The 22,914-nt window shown below is 43.2% G+C and carries 24 protein-coding genes and 1 tRNA gene; 11 read left to right on the top strand and 14 right to left on the bottom strand.

All coding sequences use genetic code 11. The annotated features are described in order from the left end of the window. Positions 1 to 545 (top strand): spermine/spermidine synthase domain-containing protein (locus CH376_RS04335; RefSeq protein WP_476737516.1); only part of this gene is annotated, 545 nt, incomplete at its 5' end. Positions 546 to 776: 231 nt separating this feature from the next. On the opposite strand, the gene CH376_RS04330 is transcribed toward CH376_RS04335, so the two are convergent. Further along, positions 777 to 1,217, bottom strand: a complete 441-nt coding sequence (locus CH376_RS04330) for a GNAT family N-acetyltransferase (protein ID WP_100786747.1) — start codon at positions 1,215 to 1,217, stop codon at positions 777 to 779. Positions 1,218 to 1,601: 384 nt separating this feature from the next. Between CH376_RS04330 and CH376_RS04320 the strand changes: the two genes are divergently transcribed. Continuing rightward, positions 1,602 to 1,991 (top strand): hypothetical protein, encoded by a 390-nt coding sequence (locus tag CH376_RS04320; RefSeq protein WP_100786749.1) that lies wholly within the window; start codon positions 1,602 to 1,604, stop codon positions 1,989 to 1,991. Between the two features lie 73 nt (positions 1,992 to 2,064). On the opposite strand, the gene CH376_RS04315 is transcribed toward CH376_RS04320, so the two are convergent. The 11 genes from CH376_RS04315 to CH376_RS04260 all read right to left on the bottom strand — a co-directional run bounded on the left by CH376_RS04315 (position 2,065) and on the right by CH376_RS04260 (position 12,549). Next, entirely contained in the window at positions 2,065 to 4,125 is a 2,061-nt protein-coding gene (locus CH376_RS04315; protein WP_243394779.1) for a 7TM diverse intracellular signaling domain-containing protein, read from the bottom strand. Further along, positions 4,122 to 4,592, bottom strand: a complete 471-nt coding sequence (locus CH376_RS04310; protein WP_100786750.1) for an EVE domain-containing protein — start codon at positions 4,590 to 4,592, stop codon at positions 4,122 to 4,124. The genes CH376_RS04315 and CH376_RS04310 overlap by 4 nt, the downstream gene beginning before the upstream one ends. Further along, complete coding sequence (gene ftsH / locus CH376_RS04305; protein ID WP_100786751.1) at positions 4,589 to 6,556, bottom strand: ATP-dependent zinc metalloprotease FtsH; 1,968 nt, start codon at positions 6,554 to 6,556, stop codon at positions 4,589 to 4,591. The genes CH376_RS04310 and ftsH overlap by 4 nt, the downstream gene beginning before the upstream one ends. A gap of 232 nt (positions 6,557 to 6,788) precedes the next feature. Further along, positions 6,789 to 7,352, bottom strand: coding sequence for an aminoacyl-tRNA hydrolase (gene pth, locus CH376_RS04300; RefSeq protein ID WP_100786752.1), 564 nt, complete (start codon positions 7,350 to 7,352; stop codon positions 6,789 to 6,791). A 46-nt stretch (positions 7,353 to 7,398) separates the two neighbouring features. Then, entirely contained in the window at positions 7,399 to 8,034 is a 636-nt protein-coding gene (locus CH376_RS04295) for a 50S ribosomal protein L25/general stress protein Ctc (RefSeq protein WP_100786753.1), read from the bottom strand. A 15-nt stretch (positions 8,035 to 8,049) separates the two neighbouring features. Beyond that, positions 8,050 to 8,988 (bottom strand): ribose-phosphate diphosphokinase, encoded by a 939-nt coding sequence (locus CH376_RS04290; protein WP_100786754.1) that lies wholly within the window; start codon positions 8,986 to 8,988, stop codon positions 8,050 to 8,052. Further along, positions 8,985 to 9,743 (bottom strand): sugar phosphate nucleotidyltransferase, encoded by a 759-nt coding sequence (locus tag CH376_RS04285; RefSeq protein WP_100786755.1) that lies wholly within the window; start codon positions 9,741 to 9,743, stop codon positions 8,985 to 8,987. Before CH376_RS04285 ends, CH376_RS04290 begins: the two co-directional genes overlap by 4 nt. 26 nt (positions 9,744 to 9,769) lie before the next feature. Then, positions 9,770 to 9,845: transfer RNA gene (locus CH376_RS04280), tRNA-Gln, on the bottom strand. Between the two features lie 4 nt (positions 9,846 to 9,849). Next, positions 9,850 to 10,743 carry a 4-(cytidine 5'-diphospho)-2-C-methyl-D-erythritol kinase gene (locus CH376_RS04275; protein ID WP_100786756.1) on the bottom strand — a complete coding sequence of 298 codons (894 nt, stop codon included), beginning with the start codon at positions 10,741 to 10,743 and terminating at the stop codon, positions 9,850 to 9,852. Positions 10,744 to 10,754: 11 nt separating this feature from the next. Beyond that, on the bottom strand, positions 10,755 to 11,699 hold the full coding sequence (locus tag CH376_RS04270; RefSeq protein WP_100786757.1) for a helix-turn-helix transcriptional regulator: 945 nt from the start codon (positions 11,697 to 11,699) through the stop codon (positions 10,755 to 10,757). Positions 11,700 to 12,003: 304 nt separating this feature from the next. Further along, the gene (locus CH376_RS04260; protein ID WP_100786759.1) at positions 12,004 to 12,549 is read right to left on the bottom strand and encodes a DUF1564 domain-containing protein; all 546 of its coding nucleotides are present in this window, start codon (positions 12,547 to 12,549) and stop codon (positions 12,004 to 12,006) included. A gap of 208 nt (positions 12,550 to 12,757) precedes the next feature. Between CH376_RS04260 and CH376_RS04255 the strand changes: the two genes are divergently transcribed. Beyond that, positions 12,758 to 14,191 (top strand): hypothetical protein, encoded by a 1,434-nt coding sequence (locus tag CH376_RS04255; RefSeq protein WP_100786760.1) that lies wholly within the window; start codon positions 12,758 to 12,760, stop codon positions 14,189 to 14,191. A gap of 43 nt (positions 14,192 to 14,234) precedes the next feature. Continuing rightward, on the top strand, positions 14,235 to 14,513 hold the full coding sequence (locus CH376_RS04250) for a hypothetical protein (protein ID WP_100786761.1): 279 nt from the start codon (positions 14,235 to 14,237) through the stop codon (positions 14,511 to 14,513). 171 nt (positions 14,514 to 14,684) lie between these two features. Here CH376_RS04250 and CH376_RS04245 read toward each other — a convergent pair whose 3' ends face one another. Then, positions 14,685 to 15,020, bottom strand: a complete 336-nt coding sequence (locus tag CH376_RS04245; protein WP_100786836.1) for an LIC10421/LIC12816 family protein — start codon at positions 15,018 to 15,020, stop codon at positions 14,685 to 14,687. A gap of 994 nt (positions 15,021 to 16,014) precedes the next feature. Here CH376_RS04245 and CH376_RS04240 point away from each other — a divergent pair. The 4 genes from CH376_RS04240 (at position 16,015) to CH376_RS04220 (ending at position 19,052) form a co-directional block, all read left to right on the top strand. Then, entirely contained in the window at positions 16,015 to 16,437 is a 423-nt protein-coding gene (locus CH376_RS04240) for a VOC family protein (protein ID WP_100786837.1), read from the top strand. Between the two features lie 302 nt (positions 16,438 to 16,739). Then, complete coding sequence (locus tag CH376_RS04230) at positions 16,740 to 17,189, top strand: acyl-CoA thioesterase (RefSeq protein WP_100786763.1); 450 nt, start codon at positions 16,740 to 16,742, stop codon at positions 17,187 to 17,189. A gap of 110 nt (positions 17,190 to 17,299) precedes the next feature. After that, positions 17,300 to 17,803, top strand: coding sequence for a MarR family winged helix-turn-helix transcriptional regulator (locus CH376_RS04225; protein ID WP_420843521.1), 504 nt, complete (start codon positions 17,300 to 17,302; stop codon positions 17,801 to 17,803). 67 nt (positions 17,804 to 17,870) lie between these two features. Beyond that, positions 17,871 to 19,052, top strand: a complete 1,182-nt coding sequence (locus CH376_RS04220) for a thiolase family protein (RefSeq protein ID WP_100786764.1) — start codon at positions 17,871 to 17,873, stop codon at positions 19,050 to 19,052. Between the two features lie 24 nt (positions 19,053 to 19,076). Here CH376_RS04220 and CH376_RS04215 read toward each other — a convergent pair whose 3' ends face one another. Further along, complete coding sequence (locus CH376_RS04215) at positions 19,077 to 20,126, bottom strand: helix-turn-helix transcriptional regulator (protein WP_100786765.1); 1,050 nt, start codon at positions 20,124 to 20,126, stop codon at positions 19,077 to 19,079. A gap of 108 nt (positions 20,127 to 20,234) precedes the next feature. On the opposite strand from CH376_RS04215, the gene CH376_RS04210 reads away from it, so the two are divergent. The 3 genes from CH376_RS04210 to CH376_RS04190 all read left to right on the top strand — a co-directional run bounded on the left by CH376_RS04210 (position 20,235) and on the right by CH376_RS04190 (position 22,747). After that, entirely contained in the window at positions 20,235 to 20,450 is a 216-nt protein-coding gene (locus CH376_RS04210; protein WP_100786766.1) for a hypothetical protein, read from the top strand. A gap of 409 nt (positions 20,451 to 20,859) precedes the next feature. Beyond that, on the top strand, positions 20,860 to 20,991 hold the full coding sequence (locus CH376_RS24725) for a hypothetical protein (protein WP_276328263.1): 132 nt from the start codon (positions 20,860 to 20,862) through the stop codon (positions 20,989 to 20,991). A 652-nt stretch (positions 20,992 to 21,643) separates the two neighbouring features. Next, positions 21,644 to 22,747 carry a DegT/DnrJ/EryC1/StrS family aminotransferase gene (locus tag CH376_RS04190; protein ID WP_165781792.1) on the top strand — a complete coding sequence of 368 codons (1,104 nt, stop codon included), beginning with the start codon at positions 21,644 to 21,646 and terminating at the stop codon, positions 22,745 to 22,747. The last annotated feature ends 167 nt before the right edge of the window (positions 22,748 to 22,914 follow it).

Genomic DNA, 22,914 nt, shown 5'->3' with positions numbered 1-22,914 from the left:
CGGATCACAACGTATTAAAAGAACTCAACGAAGGAAGTTTAAGAAATCCTAAAGTAACCGTGATCAATACGGACGCGTTCGTCTGGTTGGAGGAATCGGATCAAACCTTCGACGTCGTCATCATAGACTTTCCGGATCCGAGCAATTTCTCTCTTGGAAAACTTTATACGACCGCATTCTTTCACGTACTCAAAAGGAGAATGAACGCAACGTCCGTATTGGAAATCCAATCGACGTCGCCTTTGTTCGCGCGATCCTCTTATTGGTGTATCGAAAAAACGATCGAGTCCTTGGGATTTCGGACGCTTCCCCTCCACGTCTATGTTCCTTCTTTTGGAGAATGGGGTTTCGTTCTCGCGGGACAAAGGCCGATCCGATTGCGGGAAGAATTTCCGGAACCTCTTCGGTTCTTAAACTCGGAAGAACTCAAATCGATTCAGATCTTTCCGTCGGATATGTCAAAGGTCCCCGTCGAAATCAATCGACTGGACAACCAAGCCCTCGTAAGATATTACGATAGGGAATGGAATCGAATCTTAGACTAAAGACTCGAGCCTAACGATTTTCGGGCGGCTCCTGCAAAGCGCGACGGAAGAGCCAAAGGCGCGCTGGACGAATTGCAGGACCGAGCTCTCGGCTCCGGTCAAGAAATTGAATCCATCTTTTAAATATCATATTTTACGAATGTATCAATTTCTTGACCCCGCTTCGATCTCTGCCGCAGGGACCGTGAGTCGAGATCGAAGCGAGAAACCGAAGTCAGAATCGGAAACGGATCATCTCCGTTGCCACTGCCAGACCTTGCCGTCTTCAGGGTGAATAATCTCGCCGATATTTTCGAAATTCAAACGTTCCAGTATTCGCGTAGAGGCGTTGTTTTCCGGCAGAGTTTGGGCCGTAACGATAACTCGGGGAGACGTTAAGCGCGCTTGTGCAACCAAAAAGGCCGCAAAAAAAGTTCCTAACCCTTTTCCTTCGTATTCCGGAAAGACAAAATAGGCTATCTCCACTTGACCGTTTTGCGGAGGTGATTTGAAGGCGCAGGTACCGAGCGCTTCGTTTCCTCGTACATAAAGATAACCGATCCAAGGCTCAATAGGCAAATGATTGGTTACATTGTACATTTGTAATACGTTAGTCACGACGTCTTGAACGATGGGATTCTTTTCGAATGTGAGCAGTTCGCTCGAATCGGATTTTATGGGGATAAATTTCATTGATATATTCCTTATTCTTTCATTTTTTCTTACTCCAAAGGAATGAAGTGAACATAGGCGGCTCCTGAGCTTTTTTCGGTTCGAAGAAATTTCGGAAAATGCGGAGAAAAGCGCGTCCGAAATTTCTCAACTTCAGATAAGATTCCCCCGAAGCAATGATTTCAGACAACAACAAATGGAATCAAAGGACGGCCGCTTTTTCAATGAATCTCGTTCTGGAATGTCCGCCAAACGATGCAAAAAAGAATCGAGTCCGCCTTTCGCTACTAGGATTGACAGAATTTCGAAAAAGGGGGAACCTGAAACTCAAAAATCTGTCCTACCTCTGCACGGTGTCTTAAACGAAAAGATCCGCGACGTAGGACAATACTTAAGGATTCTATAATGAAACAAAAAATCGCGCTTTTTTCCCTGCCCGCACTTGCGTTAGTCGCGCTTATTACATTTTCTCTGAACGCGCAACCGGAACGCAAAATCGAAACCACGGTTCACGATTTTATGGAGGACTATCCGAAACTCGCGGTAAAAGCCGCTAAAAAAGGAAAACCGGAATATATCGAGAAAATTTTAACCGAAATCCCGAACTTCGCTTTGGAGGAACAAAAAGCAAAGTGGACGGAAATTTCTCAGGAAGCGCTCAAGACAAAAGACTACGAACAGTCCTGCAAATCTTGTCACAAAGAATTTAAGAAGGAATACAAGAAAACCTATCGTAAAAGACCGATTCAAGTATCTCCCGAGCTGATCAACTATCTGAAAGAACTCAAAAAGTAATCGATCCTACTTTCGAAAAAATTTCCGGAACGAATTCTTATATAAATTCGGCGCCGGAAATTCCGTTAACGGATCAGGAGCCTGTTCTGGAAATCTCCCGATAGAGGGGAGCGGCCGCGTCTTCTTCCTTTTCGAACTTTCCGTTCAAATCCAAAATCATCAGAGTGATATCATCTTCGAACTGATCTCCTCGCCCGGACCAGGACTTCACCGTATCGAACACCAATTGATTCAGATTCTTCCCTTGCATACCGGAATTCGTTTTTAGGAAATCGTAGAATTTCTGATAACCGAACATTTGTCCGTATTGATTGCGCGCTTCCGTAACTCCGTCGGTAAACATAATGATACGGTCCTCTTTTTTGATCGGAATGATGAGTTGACCGTTTTTCAAATTTCCGTCGATTCCCATAATCCAACCCGGAAGAAAAATCTCCCTAAACTCACCCTTGGAATGATTGAGGATCGCGATCGGAGGATGTCCCGCGTTCGAATACGTTACGATTCCTTTGTGAATATCGATGATCAGATAAGCGGCCGTAATAAAATGTTTTCCGTATTTGCCCATCAAAGCGCGGTTAACGTTCTTTAAAAGTTCAGCCGGTTCAGCGGCTTTCCTGACCTCGATCGAAAAGGCGAGTTTCACCATGGAAGCGATGATTGCAGCGGGAATTCCATGACCGGAAACGTCGCTGATAAAAACGCCGAGTCGACCGTCGCCGTAGTCGTGAAAATCGTAAAAGTCTCCGCCGACGGAACTCGCACATTCCATTCTAACTGCAAGTTCGATTCCTTCCACCTTTGGAAGTTTATCCGGAAGAATCGATTCCTGAAGTTCTCTCGCGATTTTCAGTTCTTGTTCGATTTCGGAAAGTTTAATCTGATTCTCATACGCATCGATGCTCGTTTGAAGACTTTCGGCTTGGAGGGATTTGAAACGGTCCGCGAGAGCGAATGAAAGAAGAGTCATCTCCAAAAGCGAGCCGATCAAAGAACCCCAGTTGGTGAATAAATTACTCGGTAATACGGATAAGTTTCGAAGGACCGTGATCAAAATGAAAACCACCAAAACCGACCAGGCAAGAAGGAAAAATCTGGCGGGTCGATATCCTTGACGATAACGGTCGATTCCCGCATAGATCACGATGACGGAAGTGAAAATCGGAAACAAGGTCAGAGCCTGCATATTCCAAAAGTAAAACATGGGGAAAAAGGAAAGAAGAATTCCCGCAATCCCCGGAATCATAAATAAGATCAAGATGATATCCGTAATCTTCATCGTTCTTCCGGTATGAAGAAAGGATCTCGTAAACTGGATCGAAAAGACGATCGCAAGATATGCGAAAGGAACCAGAAGATCGTTCCAGGTTTTTAAGGCGGACACGTAGAGATAACGATTGCCGACTCCAGTCACGGACAATTGCCACAAACCGAAAAACAAAAGATAAAGGACGTAAAAAAGATAACCTGCCTCTTTTACCGTGGAAAGAACAAAGCCGTTGTAGACGAGCATCACGAGCAATGCTCCGAAAAATAATCCGAATAGAATATTCTGAATTTGAACGTTCGTGATAAACTCGTTCGCGGTCCAAGCCTTTAAATTGAGGATCAAAGATCTTCTCGTGGAAACCTTGATCAAATATTCTTCCGTGTTTCCGTATTGAGTGACCAAACGAAACACCGGATGAAAGTATTCTATGCTCTGATCCTGTTTGATCTCGCGATAACGGATCGGAAACTGTGAAAGTTTTTTATAAAGAACGAATTCTTCGGAGGCCGGGTTCGCCAATTCCAAAAACCAAGGTTGAAACCCGTGACCGATTTTTTCGAAATGAATTTTGGAGCGGATCCAGAACGTGGACTGAGTATATCCTTTTGATAGACTGTCTTTTCCGAACTCCTTCCAATCCGGATGAAAATTAGGATTGGAAAAGTCTTCAATTCTAATTTTTCCATTAGGATCTTCTAATACTTGAAGCGTCTTTCCTAAAAATTCTCCTTTCATATTTTCGGAAAGGGAGAATGCGGATTGTTGCGATGAATTCTGATTTTGCGCTATTAAAATCGGATCCGCGGATAACGGTGCGGATTCGAATAAAAATAGGAAGAGGAGCGCTTGAACTTTCAGTTTCAAAGTTTCACACCCGCAAGTCCCAGAATGAACTGAAACTCCGCGGGAGAAACGGGCTGAATAGAAAGGCGGGAGCCTTTCTGTAGAAGCACCATGTTTTTAAGTTGTTTGTGCTTTTTCATTTCTTCCATCGTGACAGGTTCAGGGAATCTTTTTTTAAATTTTACATCTACCATGTACCATGTCGGATTCTCAGCTTTACTTTTCGGATCGAAATATTTGTGAGAAGGATCAAAAGCGAAATGATCCGGATAACCTTGTTTTACAACTTCGGCAATCCCAACAATGGAAAGGGGGTTGGCCCGGCTATGGTAAAAGAGAATGAGATCCCCTTTTTTAATACTGTCACGCAAGAAATTGCGCGCCTGATAATTTCTTACCCCTTCCCAAGGAGCGATATGGGAAGGAGAATTGTACAGGTCATCGATCGAAAAAACGTCGGGTTCTGTTTTAAATAACCAGTGATTCATTCCATTCCGGCGTTGTACGCAGGGTTTGTCTTGATTCCGTTTTGTTTTTTCGATTTAACCGTTTTTTCCGGCTTTTTTTTTGTGCCTTCTTCGCTCGCAGGATGAACGATCACCATCAGTTCCTCGTGAGAAATCGTTTCTTTTGCAAGAAGGGCTTTCGCCAGTCCTTCGAACTTGGAAGCGTTTTTACGAACCAGATCTCGTCCTTTGTTGAGGCAGGTTTGAATGATTTCACGAACTTCCTTATCGATCATAGCCGCAAATTCTTCTGAATAATATTTGCTACTGTGACCCATGTCTCTTCCGATAAAAACGTTCGCTTGATCGCCGCTGTAATTTACGGTTCCGAGTTTTTCGGACATTCCCCATTCGCAGACCATTTTGCGGGCGATATTCGACGCTTGTTGAATGTCGTTGCTGGAACCGGTGGAAGTAACTCCGAACTTAAATTCTTCCGCGATAAATCCGCCCATCGCCACTACGATTTGATCGAGCCAATAAGTTTTAGGAAGAATGTGTTTGTCTTCCTTCGGAAGCGATTGTGTAAGTCCGAGCGCGCGTCCTCTTGGAATGATCGTAACCTTGTGAACCGGTTCCGTATAAGGAAGAAGAGTTCCCAAAATCGCGTGACCCGCTTCGTGATAAGCGATTACTTCTTTTTCCTTTTCGGAAATGAAGAATGATTTTCTTTCCGGGCCCATCATCACTTTGTCGCGGGCTTCTTCGAGTTCTTCTTGAGTGACTCGCTTTTTATTCTTACGAGCGGCGAGTAACGCGCCTTCGTTGATTAAATTGGCAAGATCCGCTCCCGTAAAACCGGGGGTTCCTCTCGCGATCGAATGCAGAGAAATATCGCTGGTCATCGGAACTTTGCGGGAATGCACTTTGAGAATTTCTTCTCGTCCTTTGATATCCGGAAGATCCACCATCACCTGACGGTCAAAACGACCCGGACGAAGAAGAGCAGGATCGAGAACGTCGGCGCGGTTTGTGGCCGCCATTACGATCACTCCTTCGTTCTTTTCAAAACCGTCCATTTCTACGAGCATCTGATTGAGAGTTTGTTCTCTTTCATCGTGACCACCGCCGAGACCGGCTCCTCTCAGACGACCGACCGCGTCGATCTCGTCGATGAAGATGATACATGGAGAATTCTTCTTTCCCTGATCGAACAAATCTCTAACGCGGGAAGCTCCCACCCCGACGAACATTTCCACGAAGTCCGATCCGGAGATGGAGAAGAATGGAACTCCGGCTTCGCCGGCGACCGCTCTTGCGAGCAAGGTTTTACCGGTTCCCGGAGGACCGACTAACAGAACGCCGGTGGGAATTCTCGCGCCGATCGCGTGAAATTTTTTCGGATCTTTTAAGAATTCTATGATTTCTACTAATTCTTCTTTTGCCTCTTCGCAGCCCGCGACGTCTTCAAAAGTGATTTTTACTTTCGGATCCACGGTCATCTTCGCTTTGGATTTTCCAAAGGAGAACGCTTTGTTTCCGGTGGATTGAATCTGTCTCATCATGATGAACCAGAAAAGACCGATCAGTATAACGATGAGAAGAATGTTGCTTCCGATGACGCTCCAGAACTTTCCTTCTTCCGCAGAACGAGCGTCAAAAGAAACATTCGCTCTTCTTAAAGAAGCGATCAAGTCCTTGTCGAGCGGAGCGACTGTCGTTCTGAATTTCACCGGCTTTGCGGTCTTCGATTCGGAATATTCGGCGGGAATGTAAAATCCTTCGATTACGTCTTTTTCGATTTGGATCTTATTGTATTTATCAACGGTTCCCTTATAGAGTTTGCCGAGGGGTTTTTTCCCCTCCACCGGTTCCAACATATTCAAAAAGTCGGAATAGGAGATATCCTTGGTGGCGCCGGCGTTGTTCTCATAATTATAAGCGATGATCAAAACGACCATCATAATGATTAGGACAAAGAATACATTTTTTACGTTCTTGTTCATGGAGTTCTCCTGTAACTTAGACGCCTGTGAGATACATTAAACAGGCAAGAGGTTCCTTCCGTTAGGATTTCACGTTTCTTCAAAAAGGCAAGGAAGAATTGAGAGAAACCGCCAAAAGGAAAACGCTGGGAATGAAATTCGCGGGAAATTTTTTACAACGTCTTAAAAAATTCGAATTCCATTACCGAAAAAATCAAACGGCAACATTCTGTTCTGAGGACAGATTCTGAGATCAAAGATGATATTTTTCGATCACGTCGTCGATATCTCCGAGAGAAATCGAACGAATCGCCGCTTCCGCGTCGTTGATGATCTGAATCAAACTCAAGTTTTCCATCGGTTCGAAATCTTCCTTTAAAAAGGAATCTCTTACTTTGAGATCGAATCCGTCGTTCCAAATTCCGATTCGAATTCGGATGAAATTAGGAGAACGAAGAGATTGGATGATGGACTTAACTCCGGGGTGATCCGTTTCTTGAGTTCCTTTATCGACTACGATTCTTCCAAGAGGGAGACTCCAGTCTTCTTGAATGACAAGAATTTCTCCGACTTGTATTTTTAGAAAGGATGCGATGTAGAGAACGGATTCTCCCGAAAGATCGCTGAAAGTCTGCGGCTTTAAGAGTACAACTTCTTCCCCCTCAAAATCACCGCGACCAATCAGAGATTTCTTCTTTTTGGTCTTGATTTCAACATTGATGTTATTCGCGATAACATCCAAAATTTTGAAACCGATGTTTGAGCGGTTATTGTTGTATCTGTCTCCTGGATTCCCGAGTCCGACGATCAGCTTCATGAATACCTATCTGTCTCTTTCAGGTTAGACCCGAATCAGTTCCGTATTATTTTTTGCCTTTCTTGCCTTTAGCGTCGTCCTTCGCGCCTTGAGCTTCCGCTCTTTCCGCAGCAAGAAGAGCTTTGGTTTTGTTAACGGAAGTAACGATCGGATCTCCGTTGATCAAAATTTCCCAGCTTGCCGGAACTTTGAGTTGGCTGATCTTAATCGCATCGCCCACATCGAGATCCGTTACGTCGATGGTGAGGTTTTCCAAAAGATCTTCAGGAATCGTTTTTACGCGAAGTTCATGGATGATATGTTCGAACTGTCCGCCGGTCTTGGAACCTTTCGCGACACCGGTAGTTTCGATACCGATTTTCGTAACGATCTTTTGACCGGGAACAACTTTGTAAAAGTCGACGTGACGAATTTTATCGATCTCGGGAAATCTTTGGATTTCTTTTACGAATACTTTGTGAGTTCCTTGTCCTTCCACGTCCAACTCGATCAGAGTGGACTGACGGATTCCGGAGTGAACCATCTTTTCAAGTTCTTTCTCGTTTACTGCGCCGGAAGTCGCGGTTCCAGCGCCGATAATATTGATGGGAACAAGTCCCGACGCACGAAGACGATTGTTTTCGTTCTTACCGGTTTCCGTTCTTTTTTTGACTGCGATCTTGTGAATAGTGTTCTGGCTCATTCTTCTTACCTAACCTTAATCGAATAAAGTGCTGACTGACTGATTTGTGTGAATCCTTTGAATCGCGTTTGCGAGCAAAGGAGCTACGGACAATGATTTCAATTTGTTGATCTTTTTGGATTCGGGAATCGCGATCGTATTCGCGAGAACGACTTCGGTGAAATTCGTTGCGTTGATCCGATTGACCGCTTCTCCGGAAAGAACTCCGTGAGTTGCCGCGCAATAAACCGACTTCGCTCCGTGTTTGAGAAGGGCTTCCGCGGCCTTGCAGATCGTTCCGGCGGTGTCGATCATGTCGTCCAGAAGAATACAATTCTTGCCTTCGATTTCGCCGATTACGTTCATCACTTCGGATTCGTTTGCTTTCGGTCTTCTCTTGTCGATGATTGCGAGGGAACCGTTTACCTTCTTACCAAAAGCGCGAGCGCGTTCCGCTCCGCCCGAGTCCGGAGATACGATGACCAAATCTTCGATTTTCTTTGTATTGACGTATTCCGCCAAAACAGGAGCAAAATGAAGATTGTCCACGGGAACTCTAAAAAATCCCTGAATCTGATCCGCGTGAAGATCCATGGTAAGAATCCGATTCGGTCCGACAACTTCGAGAAGATCAGCGACGACCCTCGCTGAAATCGGAACTCGAGGTTCCACTTTGCGATCCTGACGGCCGTATCCATAATAGGGAATCACGACGCTGATGCTGGAAACGGAAGCCCTGCGAAGAGCGTCCATGATAAGAATCAGTTCCATCAAATGATCGTTAGCCGGTGCAGACGTGGATTGAACTACGAAAACTTCTCTTCCTCGTACGTTGTCTTCGATCTTTACGGAAATTTCTCCATCCGAGAATTTCTTGAGATTGATCTTCCCCGGTTGAATCTTTAGATGCGTGCAGATTTCTTCGGCGATTTGTTTATTAGAACTTCCCGCAAATACGGCGATATCTCCATTCATGGATGGACGGCCTCCCCTTTGATCATGGCGGAAAGCATCTGCAGGTCTTCGGGAGAATTCACCCCATGACTTTCAAGATGATTCTTTAACTTCATCGCACCGAGTTTCTTTCCTGAATTTCTATATAATTTCACGAGATCGGGAAGATAGTATTCTCCCTGAGCGTTGGAATTTCCGATCTGTCTGAGAGAATCAAAAAGACCGTCTCCGTCAAAAACGTAAGTTCCCGTATTGATTTCGTTGATGAGTTTTTCTTCCGCGTTGGAATCTTTTTCTTCCACAATAGCCGTAACGTCTCCGGAAGAATTGCGGATAATTCTTCCGTAACCCGTCGGCTTTTCGACGACAGCGGAAAGAATCGTTGCGGAGAATTCGTTTTCTTTATGCTCTTTAACTATGTTTCCAAACGTTTCCGCAGTGATCATCGGAACGTCGCCGCAGGCGACGATTACGGAACCTTGAAAGCCTTTGAGCTCGGACTCTGCGCAAAGAAGCGCGTGCGCGGTTCCGAGTTGTTCCGTCTGTTCCGCGAAAGTGATGCCGGGAATTCCGGCGCAAAGATTTTGAACTAATTCTTTTTTGTAGCCTACGACAACGACGATTCGTTCTACGCCTGAGGCTCTTAGGTGGTCGAGTACATGTAGAAGTAGCGGCTTGCCATTCAGCTCTACCGCTACCTTGGGCTGATCCGTCTTCATACGGGTGCCCTTCCCTGCGGCTAATACCACAGCGACCTTATCCTGAGTAGGTTTCATCGTTAATAAATGTCAGTAATACAATTTGGCTGGGCTGCTAGGATTCGAACCTAGGAAATGGCGATACCAAAAACCGCTGCCTTACCACTTGGCGACAGCCCAGTTTCTAAAAATTGAATCGTACGAATGTGAGATTTGGGAATTCCTGTCTCAGCCTGTGCAACAGTTCTTCCTGGATCTCAAGGCCCTGGACCAGCCCGTACATACTCGAACCCGAACCGGTCAGAGAACAATAACTGGATCCAAATTCCAGGAATCTGTCCTTAAGAACTCCCAATTCCGGATGAAGTTGGAAGGCAACCGGCTCAAAATCATTCAAGAGCCTACCCTGCAGAGCGCTCCAATCTCCGTTTTTTAGAACAGAAATTAGATTTTCCGACAGCGTATTCCCATTTTTCTGGGAGGGCCCCTCTTGTAAAGGTTTTTTCAATAAGGAGTACATTTCCGCCGTATTCATCACCTGTGGAGTTAAGGCAAGAATTCCTTGACCGGGCGCTACTTCAATTTGTTGAGAATTCTCACCTCTTCCCGTAACATAAGCGTGTCCTTCTTCTAAAAAGAAAGGCACGTCGGATCCGATTTCGGCGGCAAGTGTTCTCATTTCGTCGGTCGTAAAAAAAGAACGCCAAGAAAAGAAGAATGTAAGAAGAGAAGCGGCGTTCGTGCTTCCTCCGCCGAGTCCTCCCGCCGGTGAAATTCTTTTTGTGATGCGAATTTTCACTCCGGGAAGTTCCGGAAAAAGAGACCTCGCTTTTTGAAAGGTTTTGTAGAGGATATTTTTTTTATAATCTCCCAGTTCGGAGACTTGATCATAAAGTTTACGTTTTTCTAATATGATTTCATTTTTCGATATAAGTTCGAAAACGCCGTTGTTTGCCGGTTCGATTTCGATATCGTCGCCCCAGGAGATTCTTAAAAAGACGCTCCGAATTTCGTGAAATCCGTCAGGACGTTTGTAAGGAATTTCCAAACCGAGATTGATCTTAGCAGGAGAAAGCAAACCGATTCTTCCTAACGCAGCATCGACTCGATCTCGCCGATCGCTCTTTTTACGAGGAAAGAAGGGCTTTTGAGGATCACACTTTTTCCGAAGGGAAGGATGGTTTCTAAAAACCAGGACTCTTCCCGAATCTTTGCTTTGGATAAATGATAAACGACATCGTTGATGGTTTTCGTTTGAGCGGTTCTTTCAAGGCCGAGCTTTCGGTTTAAGTTGTAAAATACTTCCTTCGTATGCCAGATTTCGGCGATTCCGGAAGCGTTTTCCTGATTCTTTCGGAACTCTTCAAATTCTTGGATATATTTCGACTTGGTTTGTCCTGCGGGTTGAGAAATCGGATCCCCGCCGATTGTTAGGGAAAGAATATGATCCAAACGAAAATTGCGAGGCGCTTTTCGTTCATGGCAATATCCCAAGAGATAGTCTTCGAGAGAATGGAAGAGAAACCAGGGGTCAACCTTTCTTCGAATGGGCTTTTCATCGCTTCGGGATTGATATTCTAAGATCAGGGCTTTTCCGTTTCGAATCGCTTCTTGAATCGTATTCTTATAAGAAGTCAGAGCGTCTTGTCCGGTGATCGGGAGGATAGATATGATTTTTTGCAGAATTTTTTTGGCGACTGAGCTCGTATTAGAATCGATATTCGATTCGGAAGTTTCCTCTAAGATTTTTCGAAGAGCAAGCCATTCGCGAATACTTAACCTTAAGCTGGAATCAAAACGAAAAGGAAGAATCAATCCGAACGTATCGGTTTCTGAATCGTAATCGACTTGAATTAAGTCTGCGACATGCGGAGTTGCTCCTAAAAAAAACAATTCGCCGAGTTGTTCTTTGAGATCTTTCTGATTGGTGACCCCGGTCACGCTCGATAATTCTTCCAGGGTCATACGCTTTCCGTCTCGGAGATGACGAATGAGATTCAGCTTAAAGTTAAGACGGACCGTACTTGGATTCATAGAATGTCCTCAAGACTAAAAATGACGCGCTTTCTTGTAAACAGGAAATGAGAAAATTCTTATCCGTCGAAGGAGAACGGAGAGATTTGAAATTCTTAAGAACTGGATCCGATTTGAATCGGAATTCTTATTTGATAATGTCAATAGAAAACGCGAGATCGGAACTCAAAATTTTCGTTGATTCTTGTTTCGGTTCGATGCTCGGGAAAGTTCGTTTTCTTTGCGTTGGGTTGTGCGGATGTGAAAGTCCCTTCCCCGAAAGAAATCAGGGGCTTTTTATATTTCAGATTTTAATTTGAAAACTTTATCGGATAATCAGCGAGGCGGCCCATGGAAAACTCATGTCGAAAAAGGGGCTGATTGGATTGGGAAAGAAGTCTAGGGATCTTGTGATCGTGTTTTCGATAAGATCTAGTTGCCAGACATATCTGTAAACGTCATGAAAGGTAGGAACTCCCGCATTTAAAATATCAACAATAGAATCTCCAACCTCGGCTTCTTCCAAGGACAAAAGAAAATTAAAAAGAAAACACCGAGAAACACCGTGCGCTTGTGCCAAAGCGCCCAGCAAAGACCAATGACCGGTATTTGCCCTAAAATTCATTTTTTTCATTTTCCCAGGATTCTGATAAAGAGTAGAATCCGCCTTCGAATTCAAACGACTTCTCGAAGTCAGCAACTTGGCGTATCTTCTCAAAAGATACGGAAGTTTTTTCGAAAGTTTTCTTTGTTCATCCAAAGTAAGACTATGGAAGTAATTTTCAGGAATGAGAAGAGTAACGACTTTTTCCTTCCTTTCAGCGAGCGGAGATTCGATCTTTTCGTCAGAGCTTAAAAATATAGATTCCATTACTCTAAACAGTTCCTAAAAGTTTTTCAACGGATCGAAATGACCCCAAAAAAACGATCCGAAAAAAAAAATCAAAACCCTTCACCCGAATTTTTTACAGAATCAAAAATTTCCTCCCGCTCGAAACAACGGGCCTCTTCCTGACTCGAAAACGGCCTGCCTCAACATCCTGATTGACAAATCCACATTTTCATAAATTCTTAAAAGGATGCGAAAGTATGTTTGGATTCTTCTCTTAGTTCTTCCCGGACTCTATTATGTAGGAACTTTACTGAGCTGGGAAAAAAAGAAAAAACTTCCGATCACGGGGGACGAACCCCATTATCTCATCATCGCGGAGAGTATTCTTCGAGACAGAGACGTGAATCTCAAAAATAATTATGAAGAAGACTCGATCACGAAAAAGATTCTTGGGCCGACCGACGTAGAGAATCATACGATTCCAAAAAATGGAAACTTATACAGCGTTCACCCCATAGGAACGTCTTGGCTCGTTTTGTTCGGATATTCTTTGTCGGGAATCGGCGGAGCGAGAATTCTTCTGGCATTATTGACCGGTCTACTTCCCTTCGCATTCTATAGAATCGGAAGAATGTTCCATTTAGCTCGAGGCGAATCCGCCTGGCTGAGCCTTCTCTATTCGATCAGCCTTCCCTTTCCGATGGCCGCCGGACAAATATTTCCGGATCTCCCATCCGGGATCATCTTCGTTTTCATTTTCACAATTCTCCTGCACTTGGAAACGAATCAGAGAAAAACGGAATTTCAAAATATTCTACTTTTTGCATGTGGAATCGGGTTTGGAATTCTCGCTTGGCTCCACGTAAAGAATATGCCTGCGATGATTCCACTTTGGCTCTGGTTCCTTTTCAAAAAAGAATGGGAACTCAAATCCAAACTTCTCTCATTAGGAATCGGAACCCTGCTGATTCTAAATCTTTTTTATTGGAACGAACTCTGGTATGACTCGATTCGAGGTTCTTTTTTCGCAGCAAAGAATGCTCCGCCAAGGCTCGATTCCAGAATCGAACATTGGATAACGGTGGGTTTCGGACTTTTTATGGACCGCAACCAAGGACTTTTCTTCCAAAATCCTCTGATCTGGATTCCAGGTTGTATAGGTTGGTTTTATCTATTCCAAAATTCGAATCTAAGAAAGTTCACAATGCTGCTTTTAATTACTTTAGGAATTCAGTGGGCGCTGAACGCCGGACATCCGTGTTCTTACGGATGTCTCGCACTGCCAGGACGATTCCAATGGGGATCGGCAGCGCTCTGGTTTTTTCCTTTCTTAGGAGGATGGATCCTCCTGAAGAGTCTTTCGAAAACCATCTCTCAGATTGTTTTGATTCTTGCGGTCTCGTATCAGATCTGGATTGGAAAATACTGGTTCGATCACACTGCATCCTTGTATCACGTAATGCAACCGACCCCGGAAAAAAGAGCTGGATTCTTTCCTGAATCGATCCTAATTTACCTTCCTTCTTGGACGGATCTCGAAAATTCTTGGAAGAATCCGATCAATCTACTCTGGATCGTGATCTTTCTTTCGCCCATTCTTACTTTTACCGTCTTTCAAATTCGGAACAAAAAATATGGTAAGAATGGTCTCAAACCTTTGATTGACAGAGAGAACAAATGAGAACGACTATTCCAATTGCAACCCCAACAAAAGAAGAACTGCTATGAAACGGAATCCACACAAAAATCTATTCAAGAAATTCATTTCCCTTTTGCTCCTTTCCATTCCTTCGGCCGGAATTTGGGCCCAAGAAACAAGTCAAACTGTAAAAGAAAAAATGGTCTGTCAAAAGATAGAACTGATCATTAACGGACAAACGTATGACGACGGGCACAAATGTATTTCACCGGAAGCGATCTGTTATCTTGTCGAAGGACTTTCTTTGAGCTGCTTTGCCAATCCCAACAGGGAATCTGCGACGATAAAACCTAAAACCAATTAAAAAGAACTTCGATTGAACCCGACTCATTAGAAATTAAAATTCTCTTTGTCTTTTTCATTATTTGGGACCGATAAAATTTCCAATAAAAAGCAGAACCTTCGAAGTACAATAAAAAAGGCGCCGCATCCGCGGCGCCTTTTTTATTCAGCCTAAGAAAACAGGCTTTAAAGATTAAAGACTTCCAAGAACGGATTGATATCTTTGAGCTTCTCTTTCCAATGCTTGCGCTTGTTTTAAATACTTTTGAGACTGAGCGTTGCTTGCGAGAAATTTTCCGCCGGTAGATCTTCTTGCGAGTTCACGAAGTTCTTCAGCTCTTGTCGCTTTTTGTTGCGCAACGGCTTTCAGATAGTTTCCTACCGCAGTTTTCTGTTCTTTAGTCACTGCGCTTTCTACGATCGCTTTTTCCAGGAGTTGATCTTCAACTTCATCGGAAACTGCAAAGGCGGAAGTAGATGCCAAAAGGCCAAGAAGGGAAACCACAGAAATCAGTTTGTTTGTTGTCATGATTGAAACCTCAAATGAGTTTTTATTTTTTGAAGAACGAATCTTCATTACCAATTAGACAAAGTCTCTTTGAGAAATAAATCAAAAAAATATTTTTAAGCTTCTTTTGCGGTAAAAATCGTTAAACACCACTGCGACAATATTCAATTTTACGAATATTCTATTTTATTTAAGCATTGATTCGAGACACTGGCCGCAAAGAAAACAAATGCGAATCGAAGAGCTTAGTATTTGCAGTTTTCATGATAGGTTTGATTGTTATAAACGCAGAGGATACAACGATGCTTAATGGAGATGCGATTGTTGTGTTTGAGCGCACTCACATTGATTTTATAAACAATTCTTCATCAAAGAGTAGCCTCTCTTGAAGAAATTGTATTCAGAATCATAATAAGAGGTTTTTTTTTAAGAGAAATCCAAATAATTGCCCGACCGAACTACTTTGCTCACACATTGAGCATTTATTTTTTACTATTTTTGCCTTTTAAATCAACAAGAAAGATCAAAAAGTAGGATTCTCTTTGTAAAAACAAGCGAACGGATTCAGAAATCAGCAAATTTCACTCGAAAAAATCTAAAATTATGTCACTTGTACTCATCAAATATCTAAAGCCCAAAGAAATCCAACCTGAGCATTCCGCCCGATTCAAATTTCAATTCAATATATGAGACATAATTACTATAAGAAAACTCCAGCCTTCTTCAAACAACGCCCGATTCCCTAAAAAAACATAGGAGTTCCTACTTTCTAAGCTCAAAAAGGAGGCATTCTTTTTTTTAAAAAAAACCGGAAATTCCCCCAAATTTACAGGCAACCCTCTTCTAAAGTAGTAAATCGAAGACCGAAATTTCCGTGTCGGCCGTCAGTCGACGACCGACACGGACCGAAAAGGCAAAATTCAAAACCAAACCCGAATCAACCTTGGAAAGAAATTTCCTTTTTTTACGAATTGTAGAATCTACCCAACATCCGACTCTGGCAACTGGAGAAACTATGAAATACCTTCACACAATGATTCGAGTTCAGGATTTAGAAAAGGCTCTCGATTTTTTTTGTATGACTCTCGGACTTGTCGTCTCTCGCAAAAAAGAACATCCGGAAGGAAAATACACTCTCGTCTTTTTATCCACGGGAGAACCGGACGCGCCGGAAATCGAACTGACCTACAACTGGGGCCAAAAAGATCCTTACACGAGCGGGAGAAACTTCGGACATCTCGCCTTCGAAGTAGATAACATCTATGAAACGTGTGCCAGGATTTCGGCAAGAGGAATCACGATCAACCGCCCTCCTCGCGACGGAAGAATGGCATTCATTCGTTCTCCGGATCTCATTTCGGTAGAACTCCTTCAGAAAGGACATTCTCTTCCTCCGGAAGAACCATGGCTTTCTATGCCGAACACGGGAGAATGGTAAGAATTCAATTTTTCGGCGAATAAAAAAAGAAGGAAATGATGAACCAATATCATCTCCTTCTTTCCATCGCGCACTTCAATTCAATCCCGACCTCGATTTTCTTTCTCCAAAACCGATCACAAAATAAAAAGCGTTCGACGAAAAATAAATTCTCTGAAACGACCCAGCCCCTTCTTCTTTTTTGAAAATATAGAAGCCGAGAAATTACCAAAGAAAATCCGGGGCCAAGAATTCTTTCAAATTTGATTTGACTTTTATAGTGTATATACACTATAAATTCTTAGAGAGGAGAAAAAACCAAGATGGAAGAGACATTTCGTTTTGAATCCAAGATTCCCGTTCGTTTCAGCGATACGGACGTAAACGGACACGTAAACAATCAGAATTACAATTCCTACTGCGACGAAGCCAAGATGAAGGCTTTTATCAGCTCCGGAATCGATATGGAAAAAACCAAACAAAGCGGGATCGGCCCGATCGTCTACAAGGCCGAATATGAATATCTTTCCGACCTAAAATATCCCGATACGGTCATTGTGAAAACCAGGGTTGAATTTATCAAAAGAACGCGCGCGATTTTTCATCAGCAGTTGGAAAGGGAATCCGACGGAAAGATCGTTAGCAAGGTCCGATCGTACGGAATGTGGATCAACTTTGAAACGAAAAAACCCGCATTCTTACCCACGGAAGTTTTGGAAAAAATGGGAGAGTTTAAATTCAATTCGGAAAATCGGGAAACGGCGTTAGTTTAAACAAGGATTCTTTTTCGAAGAGAAAGGAACTTAAAACGTAAAAATTGAACCGAAAAAATTCTTTTATAGAATTTCGACACCATCCCGTTCGGGATCGGATTGTCTTTTGATTGGAACGTTTTACTTTGGTTTCAAAGAGGTATTTGACCGTGAAGTTTTCCAGAGAAGATTTAAAAGTTGTCGGCCTTTCTTGTCTGAATCTCAATCTGAGAAGAACCACTCGATTGATAACTTCGTTTTACGATTCCATCCTAAGACCTTCCGGAATGAGAATCACCCAATTCACGGTTCTTGCAAGCATTGCCTACGAGAAAGAACCGAGCATCACGGACCTCGCAAAAATCACCGATATAGATAGAACCACTCTTCAGAGAAGTTTAGAAATTCTGAATCGAGACGGATTGATCCGAATTGAAAAAAAAGAAACCGGAAACGTACGTTCCATTTATCTCACAAAAAAAGGAGAATCCAAACTCTCCGAAGGAATCGGACTCTGGGAACAAGCCCAGCATTCTCTTATCGAAGATCTCGGAAAGACCAAGTTCAAAGACACTCTCAAAATTCTTTCGGAAATAAGAAAACTTCCCGTCTTAAAAACGGAATCGGAGAAATAGTTTAGACGCAGCGTCTAATCGATAGAATCATAATAGTGTATATACACTACAAAAGGAGTAGACAATAATGACGGTTATTATCGACGGAACAAGAACGCCTTTCGGAAAATTCGGGGGCGGACTCAAGGACTTCAGTTCTTCAGAACTCGGAGTGATCACCGCAACAGAAACGATTCGCAAAACCGGAATCGATCCCTTGGAGATCGAGGAAACGATTTACGGAAATGTAATACAAGACGATCAAGATTCCGCGTATCTCGCGAGACATATCGGACTTCGTTCCGGTTTGGCGGAAAGTTCGAGCGCTTTGACTCTCAATCGTCTTTGCGGATCGGGACTGGAAAGCATCATCATCGGTGCGAGAAAAATTCTCTCCAAAGAGAATCAATTGATTCTCGCCGGAGGAACGGAATCGATGAGCAACGCGCCTTTCGTATTAAAAAACGCAAGGTGGGGAAATAAATACGGAAACTCGATCGCCGAAGATCGGTTAGCTCAAAGCCTCACAGATTGTTTTGTGGATCTTACGATGGGAATGACCGCGGAAAATATCTCGAAACATTTTCAAATTTCCAGAGCGGAACAAGACGAATGGGCGGGCATGTCCCAAGTCCGCGCCGAAAGGGCGACGATCCAAGGAACGTTCTCCGATGAAATGATTCCCGTTCAAACCAAAGGAAAGAAGTCGATTCTTCTTCAAAAGGACGAACAGATTCGAGGAGCCGAATGTGTGGATCAATTGAAAAACCTTCCCACCGCGTTCTTAAAAGACGGAAGTGTTACCGCGGGAAACGCCTCGGGCATCAACGACGGCGCCGCGTCCGTTCTTCTTTCCTCCGAGGTTTGGGCTAAGAATGCGAAGTTGAAACCTTTGGCGCATATTCTAGGTTATGCGAACGTCGGATGTGATCCGAAGATGATGGGTCTCGGTCCGGTTTTCGCGGTTCCGAAGGCGCTTTCGAACGCGGGAATCAAAATAGAAGACGTGGATCTTTTCGAAATCAACGAGGCTTACGCTTCTCAAACGTTAGCCGTTATCCGAGAACTCAAACTGAATCCGGAAAAAACAAACGTCAACGGAGGAGCCATCGCGATCGGACATCCTCTCGGAGCGAGCGGAACCCGAGTTACTCTGGCTCTCGCTTACGAACTCAAAAGAAGAAACAAAAGAATCGGAGTCGCTTCGCTTTGTATCGGCGGAGGACAAGGAATCGCAATCGTTTTAGAAAATTCGGAATTCAGAAATTAAAACTCCGATTTCGATCATTTCGATTCAAACGTTCTCCGAAAACGATTGATAATTGAACGACATTTGTTCGACGTTCTTCCGGAACGCCTGCGCCAAGGTTTCCGGAAGAATTTTTTGAATCGTATCCCTCGCTTCGATCAAAAAGGGAAACAATCCTTCCTGATTGGTTATCTTCAAACGAAAAGAATCCCGTTTGAATTCTTCATAAGGAATTTCTGATATAGCATTTCTTACTTTATAGGAGAATTCGGGATCGCAGATCAATTCCACTTCGATCGGATCGTGAACCTGAAAGAGCGCGGGATGAAGCACCCAATCCTGGGAAACTTCTTTTTTGAGTCCTTGCGGTTGATAGAGAGAATTTTCCGCGATCGATTCCAATTTCGAAATTTTAGGAATGATAAATCTTCTTCTTTCCTTTTTCTTGCGATCATACGCCAAAAGATAATAGTCTTCCGAGTTCTTTCGAATCAGCCGAATCGGATCCGCTTCCACCCGATACGTTTCTTCCGGAAACGTTTTGTAATATAAGAATTGAATCGGCGATTTTGTTTTTAAGGACTCGAGAAGTTTTTTTAAGATCTCTTCCGAAGCGCTGCTTTCGTTTTGGCTCAGATTTTTTTGGGTTTTTAAATCCATCTCCAATTCCGGATAAACGTCCAACTTTCCTTCGAAAAGTTTTTGAGAAAGGGAATAGAGTTCTAACGAAGGAGATTTCTGATAAAATCTAAGAATCGTTTCCGCCAAAACCTGCAATTCTTCCTTTTCGAGTTTTAATTCCCGATTGGAAACGTTTCGGTCCAGGACGTAACCGTCCTGCGTGGAACGAACGAAAAAACCGAGTTCTCCCAATTCTTCCACGTCTCTGGAAAGTTTTTTCCGATCGGAATCCGGATTCTCCAAATTTTGATAATGATCCGGAAGTAAGGAACGGATTTTCGTAAAACTCAGGGGAGAATGATGATTGAGAAGATTGAATAAAAGCGCAGAAAGCCTGGATTCCGTCCTTCCGGCTTCTTTGACTGGAATCGGAAAATCCTCTTCCTCGTCGTTCCAATTTTCATTTTGAGACATAGCTGAGACTTTCCGAGAATCCGGATTCTAAGCAACCCGAAAACCACTTGAATCCCACCGCTTTCTTTGCAAAATCTCCTCATTCTTAGTTTTTGAAAAGGAACCAAAATGAATACGATTCTCCATTACGTCATTCCTCACACTGTCGGAATCATTCTCATCGCGATCGGATGGTACGTAAGTATTTTAAACGTCGGCTTGACTCGTTTTACCGAAAACGTTCTGATTTCGAAGTGGACCGTCGGCGGTTTAATCTTGATTCTCATCGGCGCCTATCTTCCGGAAATCTGGATCGGAACGAGAAATCTTTTTAAGAAAGACTGAAACGTTGAAGAAGCCGGAAGAAATTCCGGTTTTTTTTGATTCGGATTTTTGCATTTTTCGAAATGCGATCCCCCAACCCCCTTTTTTATCCAAAGAGAAAACTCTTCGTTTCGATCTTACCAATCTCGTTCAGGTTAGTCGCAAGTCGAAAACGGTCGCATTGATCCAACTTCTTTCAACAATATAAACGATTTTGAATATTCTTTTCAGAAGACTTATCGAAAATCAAATAAGATTAATTACCAAACAATTCTTTATCAATTTTGGATTAAAAAACTATTTCAAGATACTCCACCTTAATCGAAGAAATCGTTTTTATTGATCTATAATACGCGTTACCCTCTCCTTTAGAATCCATTGACCGCTTTCAGGCTGCAAGCCTCTTTGAAGGATAGGAGATAACTTACGTATGAAAACACTGAAGATCTTTTTCTTGGGAATTACTCTCGCGGCGCTTTCCACTTCGGGTTGCGTTTCGCAAAATGACGTGGACAACTTAAATGAGCAAATGCTAATAATCGTTACTGCTTGTAGCTCTTGATCCAAGCTTACGAGTCTCAGTTCAGGTAAATGCGAATTCCTTAAATAGCCAAGGGGTCTCAAACCTGAACGTTTATACGGGAAGCACATGTTCAGGAACTGCGCTTTTTTCCGAAAACAACGTAACTTCTTCGAAAACATTTCTTCTTCCCGATGTGGGAACTTATTCGGTGAAGGCTTCTTTCGGTGCATCGAACGCTTGTTCTTCCTCGCCGGTCGTTTTATCAGCAAGCAAACGGACCAGCGCTTGCTCCGGTAAATCTTACGACCGTGGATTGTTTGTAATCGATAAGAGAACTCTTTTCCAAGACCGGTCTTCATTTCAGGCCCTTGTGAATCGAAAGATTTCTTAGGGCCTTTTTGATTCTTTAAAAGGAAGATCCATTTGCAGTCGGTTTTATAGGAGTTCCTACTTTTTTTTGAGAGGGGAAACGAGTTTAAAGAAGAATTCCCCAAGAGGTTTTTACGGCGAAAACCGACAATTCGCTTCGAATGATAGGAGTTCCTACAAAAAACCCAGAAAAGGCAAGATTTTTCTTGTACTTTTTCGCGTATCTACGATTCTCCGTTTGCGGACCGCTAAAAAGGAATTTACGAGATTCTTCTTTGCAGCAGAATGCGACATAATATAATTATATGAGCTTGAGTTGGATATGAGTAGCACCGAAACTGAAATTCTCGAGAAGAATCCAAAGAAAAAAACGGAGATTGAATTTCACAAACCCACTCTTTCAAGAGAGGATCTGAAAACGGTCCTGGAATGCCTCGTCGAAGACCATCTCACCACGGGGAACGTTACGACAAGATTTGAAAAGGTCTTCGCTTCCACCTTTCGTTTCAAACAAGTCGTCTCCAGCAGCAATCTTACTTCAGCATATCACCTGGCTCTTCTGGCGCTGGATGTTCAAGCGGGAGACAAAGTCGTCCTTTCCACTTTAGCACCCGTCTCCGCACTCGATGCGATCTTTCTCCTCAAAGCGGTTCCTCTCGTAGTGGATTTGGATAAGAATTCTTTTCATATAAGCGCGGACGGTTTGAAATCGGCGCTCGAAAATTCTTCGGTCAAAGCGGTCATCTTGGACCACGCTTTCGGCGCCGTTGTAGACGCAAAACGTTATGACTTCAAAGAAGTTCCTGTAATCGAAGATATCTCGGAAGTTTTAGGCGCACAGAGTGAAACCTTCACTCCTGGAAAACAAGGAAGCCTCGCCGTCTGCGGACTTTCCGTCGATCAAATGATTACCACCGGAAACGGAGCGATGATCATCACCGATCAAGAATCTCTCGCAAAGAAAATGCGCGCGATGAAAGCAGGAAAAGAGCCTTATCAAAGAAAAGAAGGACAACCGAAATTAGATTATAACTTAATCGATTACCAAGCGGCTTTGGGAATCGAACAACTTTCCAAAATCGGAATCATCTTAGAAAGAAAGAGAAAGATCGCTCAGGTTTATCTCCAATCGATTTCCGGAACTTCCGTCAACACCTGGTACGGAGATCCGAACCTGGATACGTTCAACCGTTTTATCATCATCGCACCCGGCGCCTACGAACAAGTGGAACGTTACTTTCGTTCTCTTCAAATCGGAACCCAAAGAGCCTCCGAAGAACCGATCCACCATATCCTCGAACTTTCCAACTCGGATTTCCCGAACGGAGAAAGACTTTTTCAAAGAGGACATTGTATTCCGGTTTATCCAAACCTCACGAAGGATAATATTCAAAGAATTTCCCAAGCGATTCGCAGAATCTACTAATCCTTATAGGTTCCCAAAAAACCAAAAAAAGGAGATCCTTCCTTTGAAAAAAGTAGGAACTCCTATTTTTGATTGTTCCAAATTCCCTTTTTGTTGTAGAATCTTCTGAAAACATTCTTTATGAATTGTTTTTCTTTTCAAACTATTAAGACCTATTTTCGACTTAG

The sequence above is a fragment of the Leptospira adleri genome (genome assembly GCF_002811985.1).
In the GTDB taxonomy this organism is placed as follows: domain Bacteria; phylum Spirochaetota; class Leptospiria; order Leptospirales; family Leptospiraceae; genus Leptospira; species Leptospira adleri.
The sequence above is the reverse complement of the archived record's forward strand: the minus strand, read 5'-3'. Positions and strand labels throughout refer to the sequence as shown.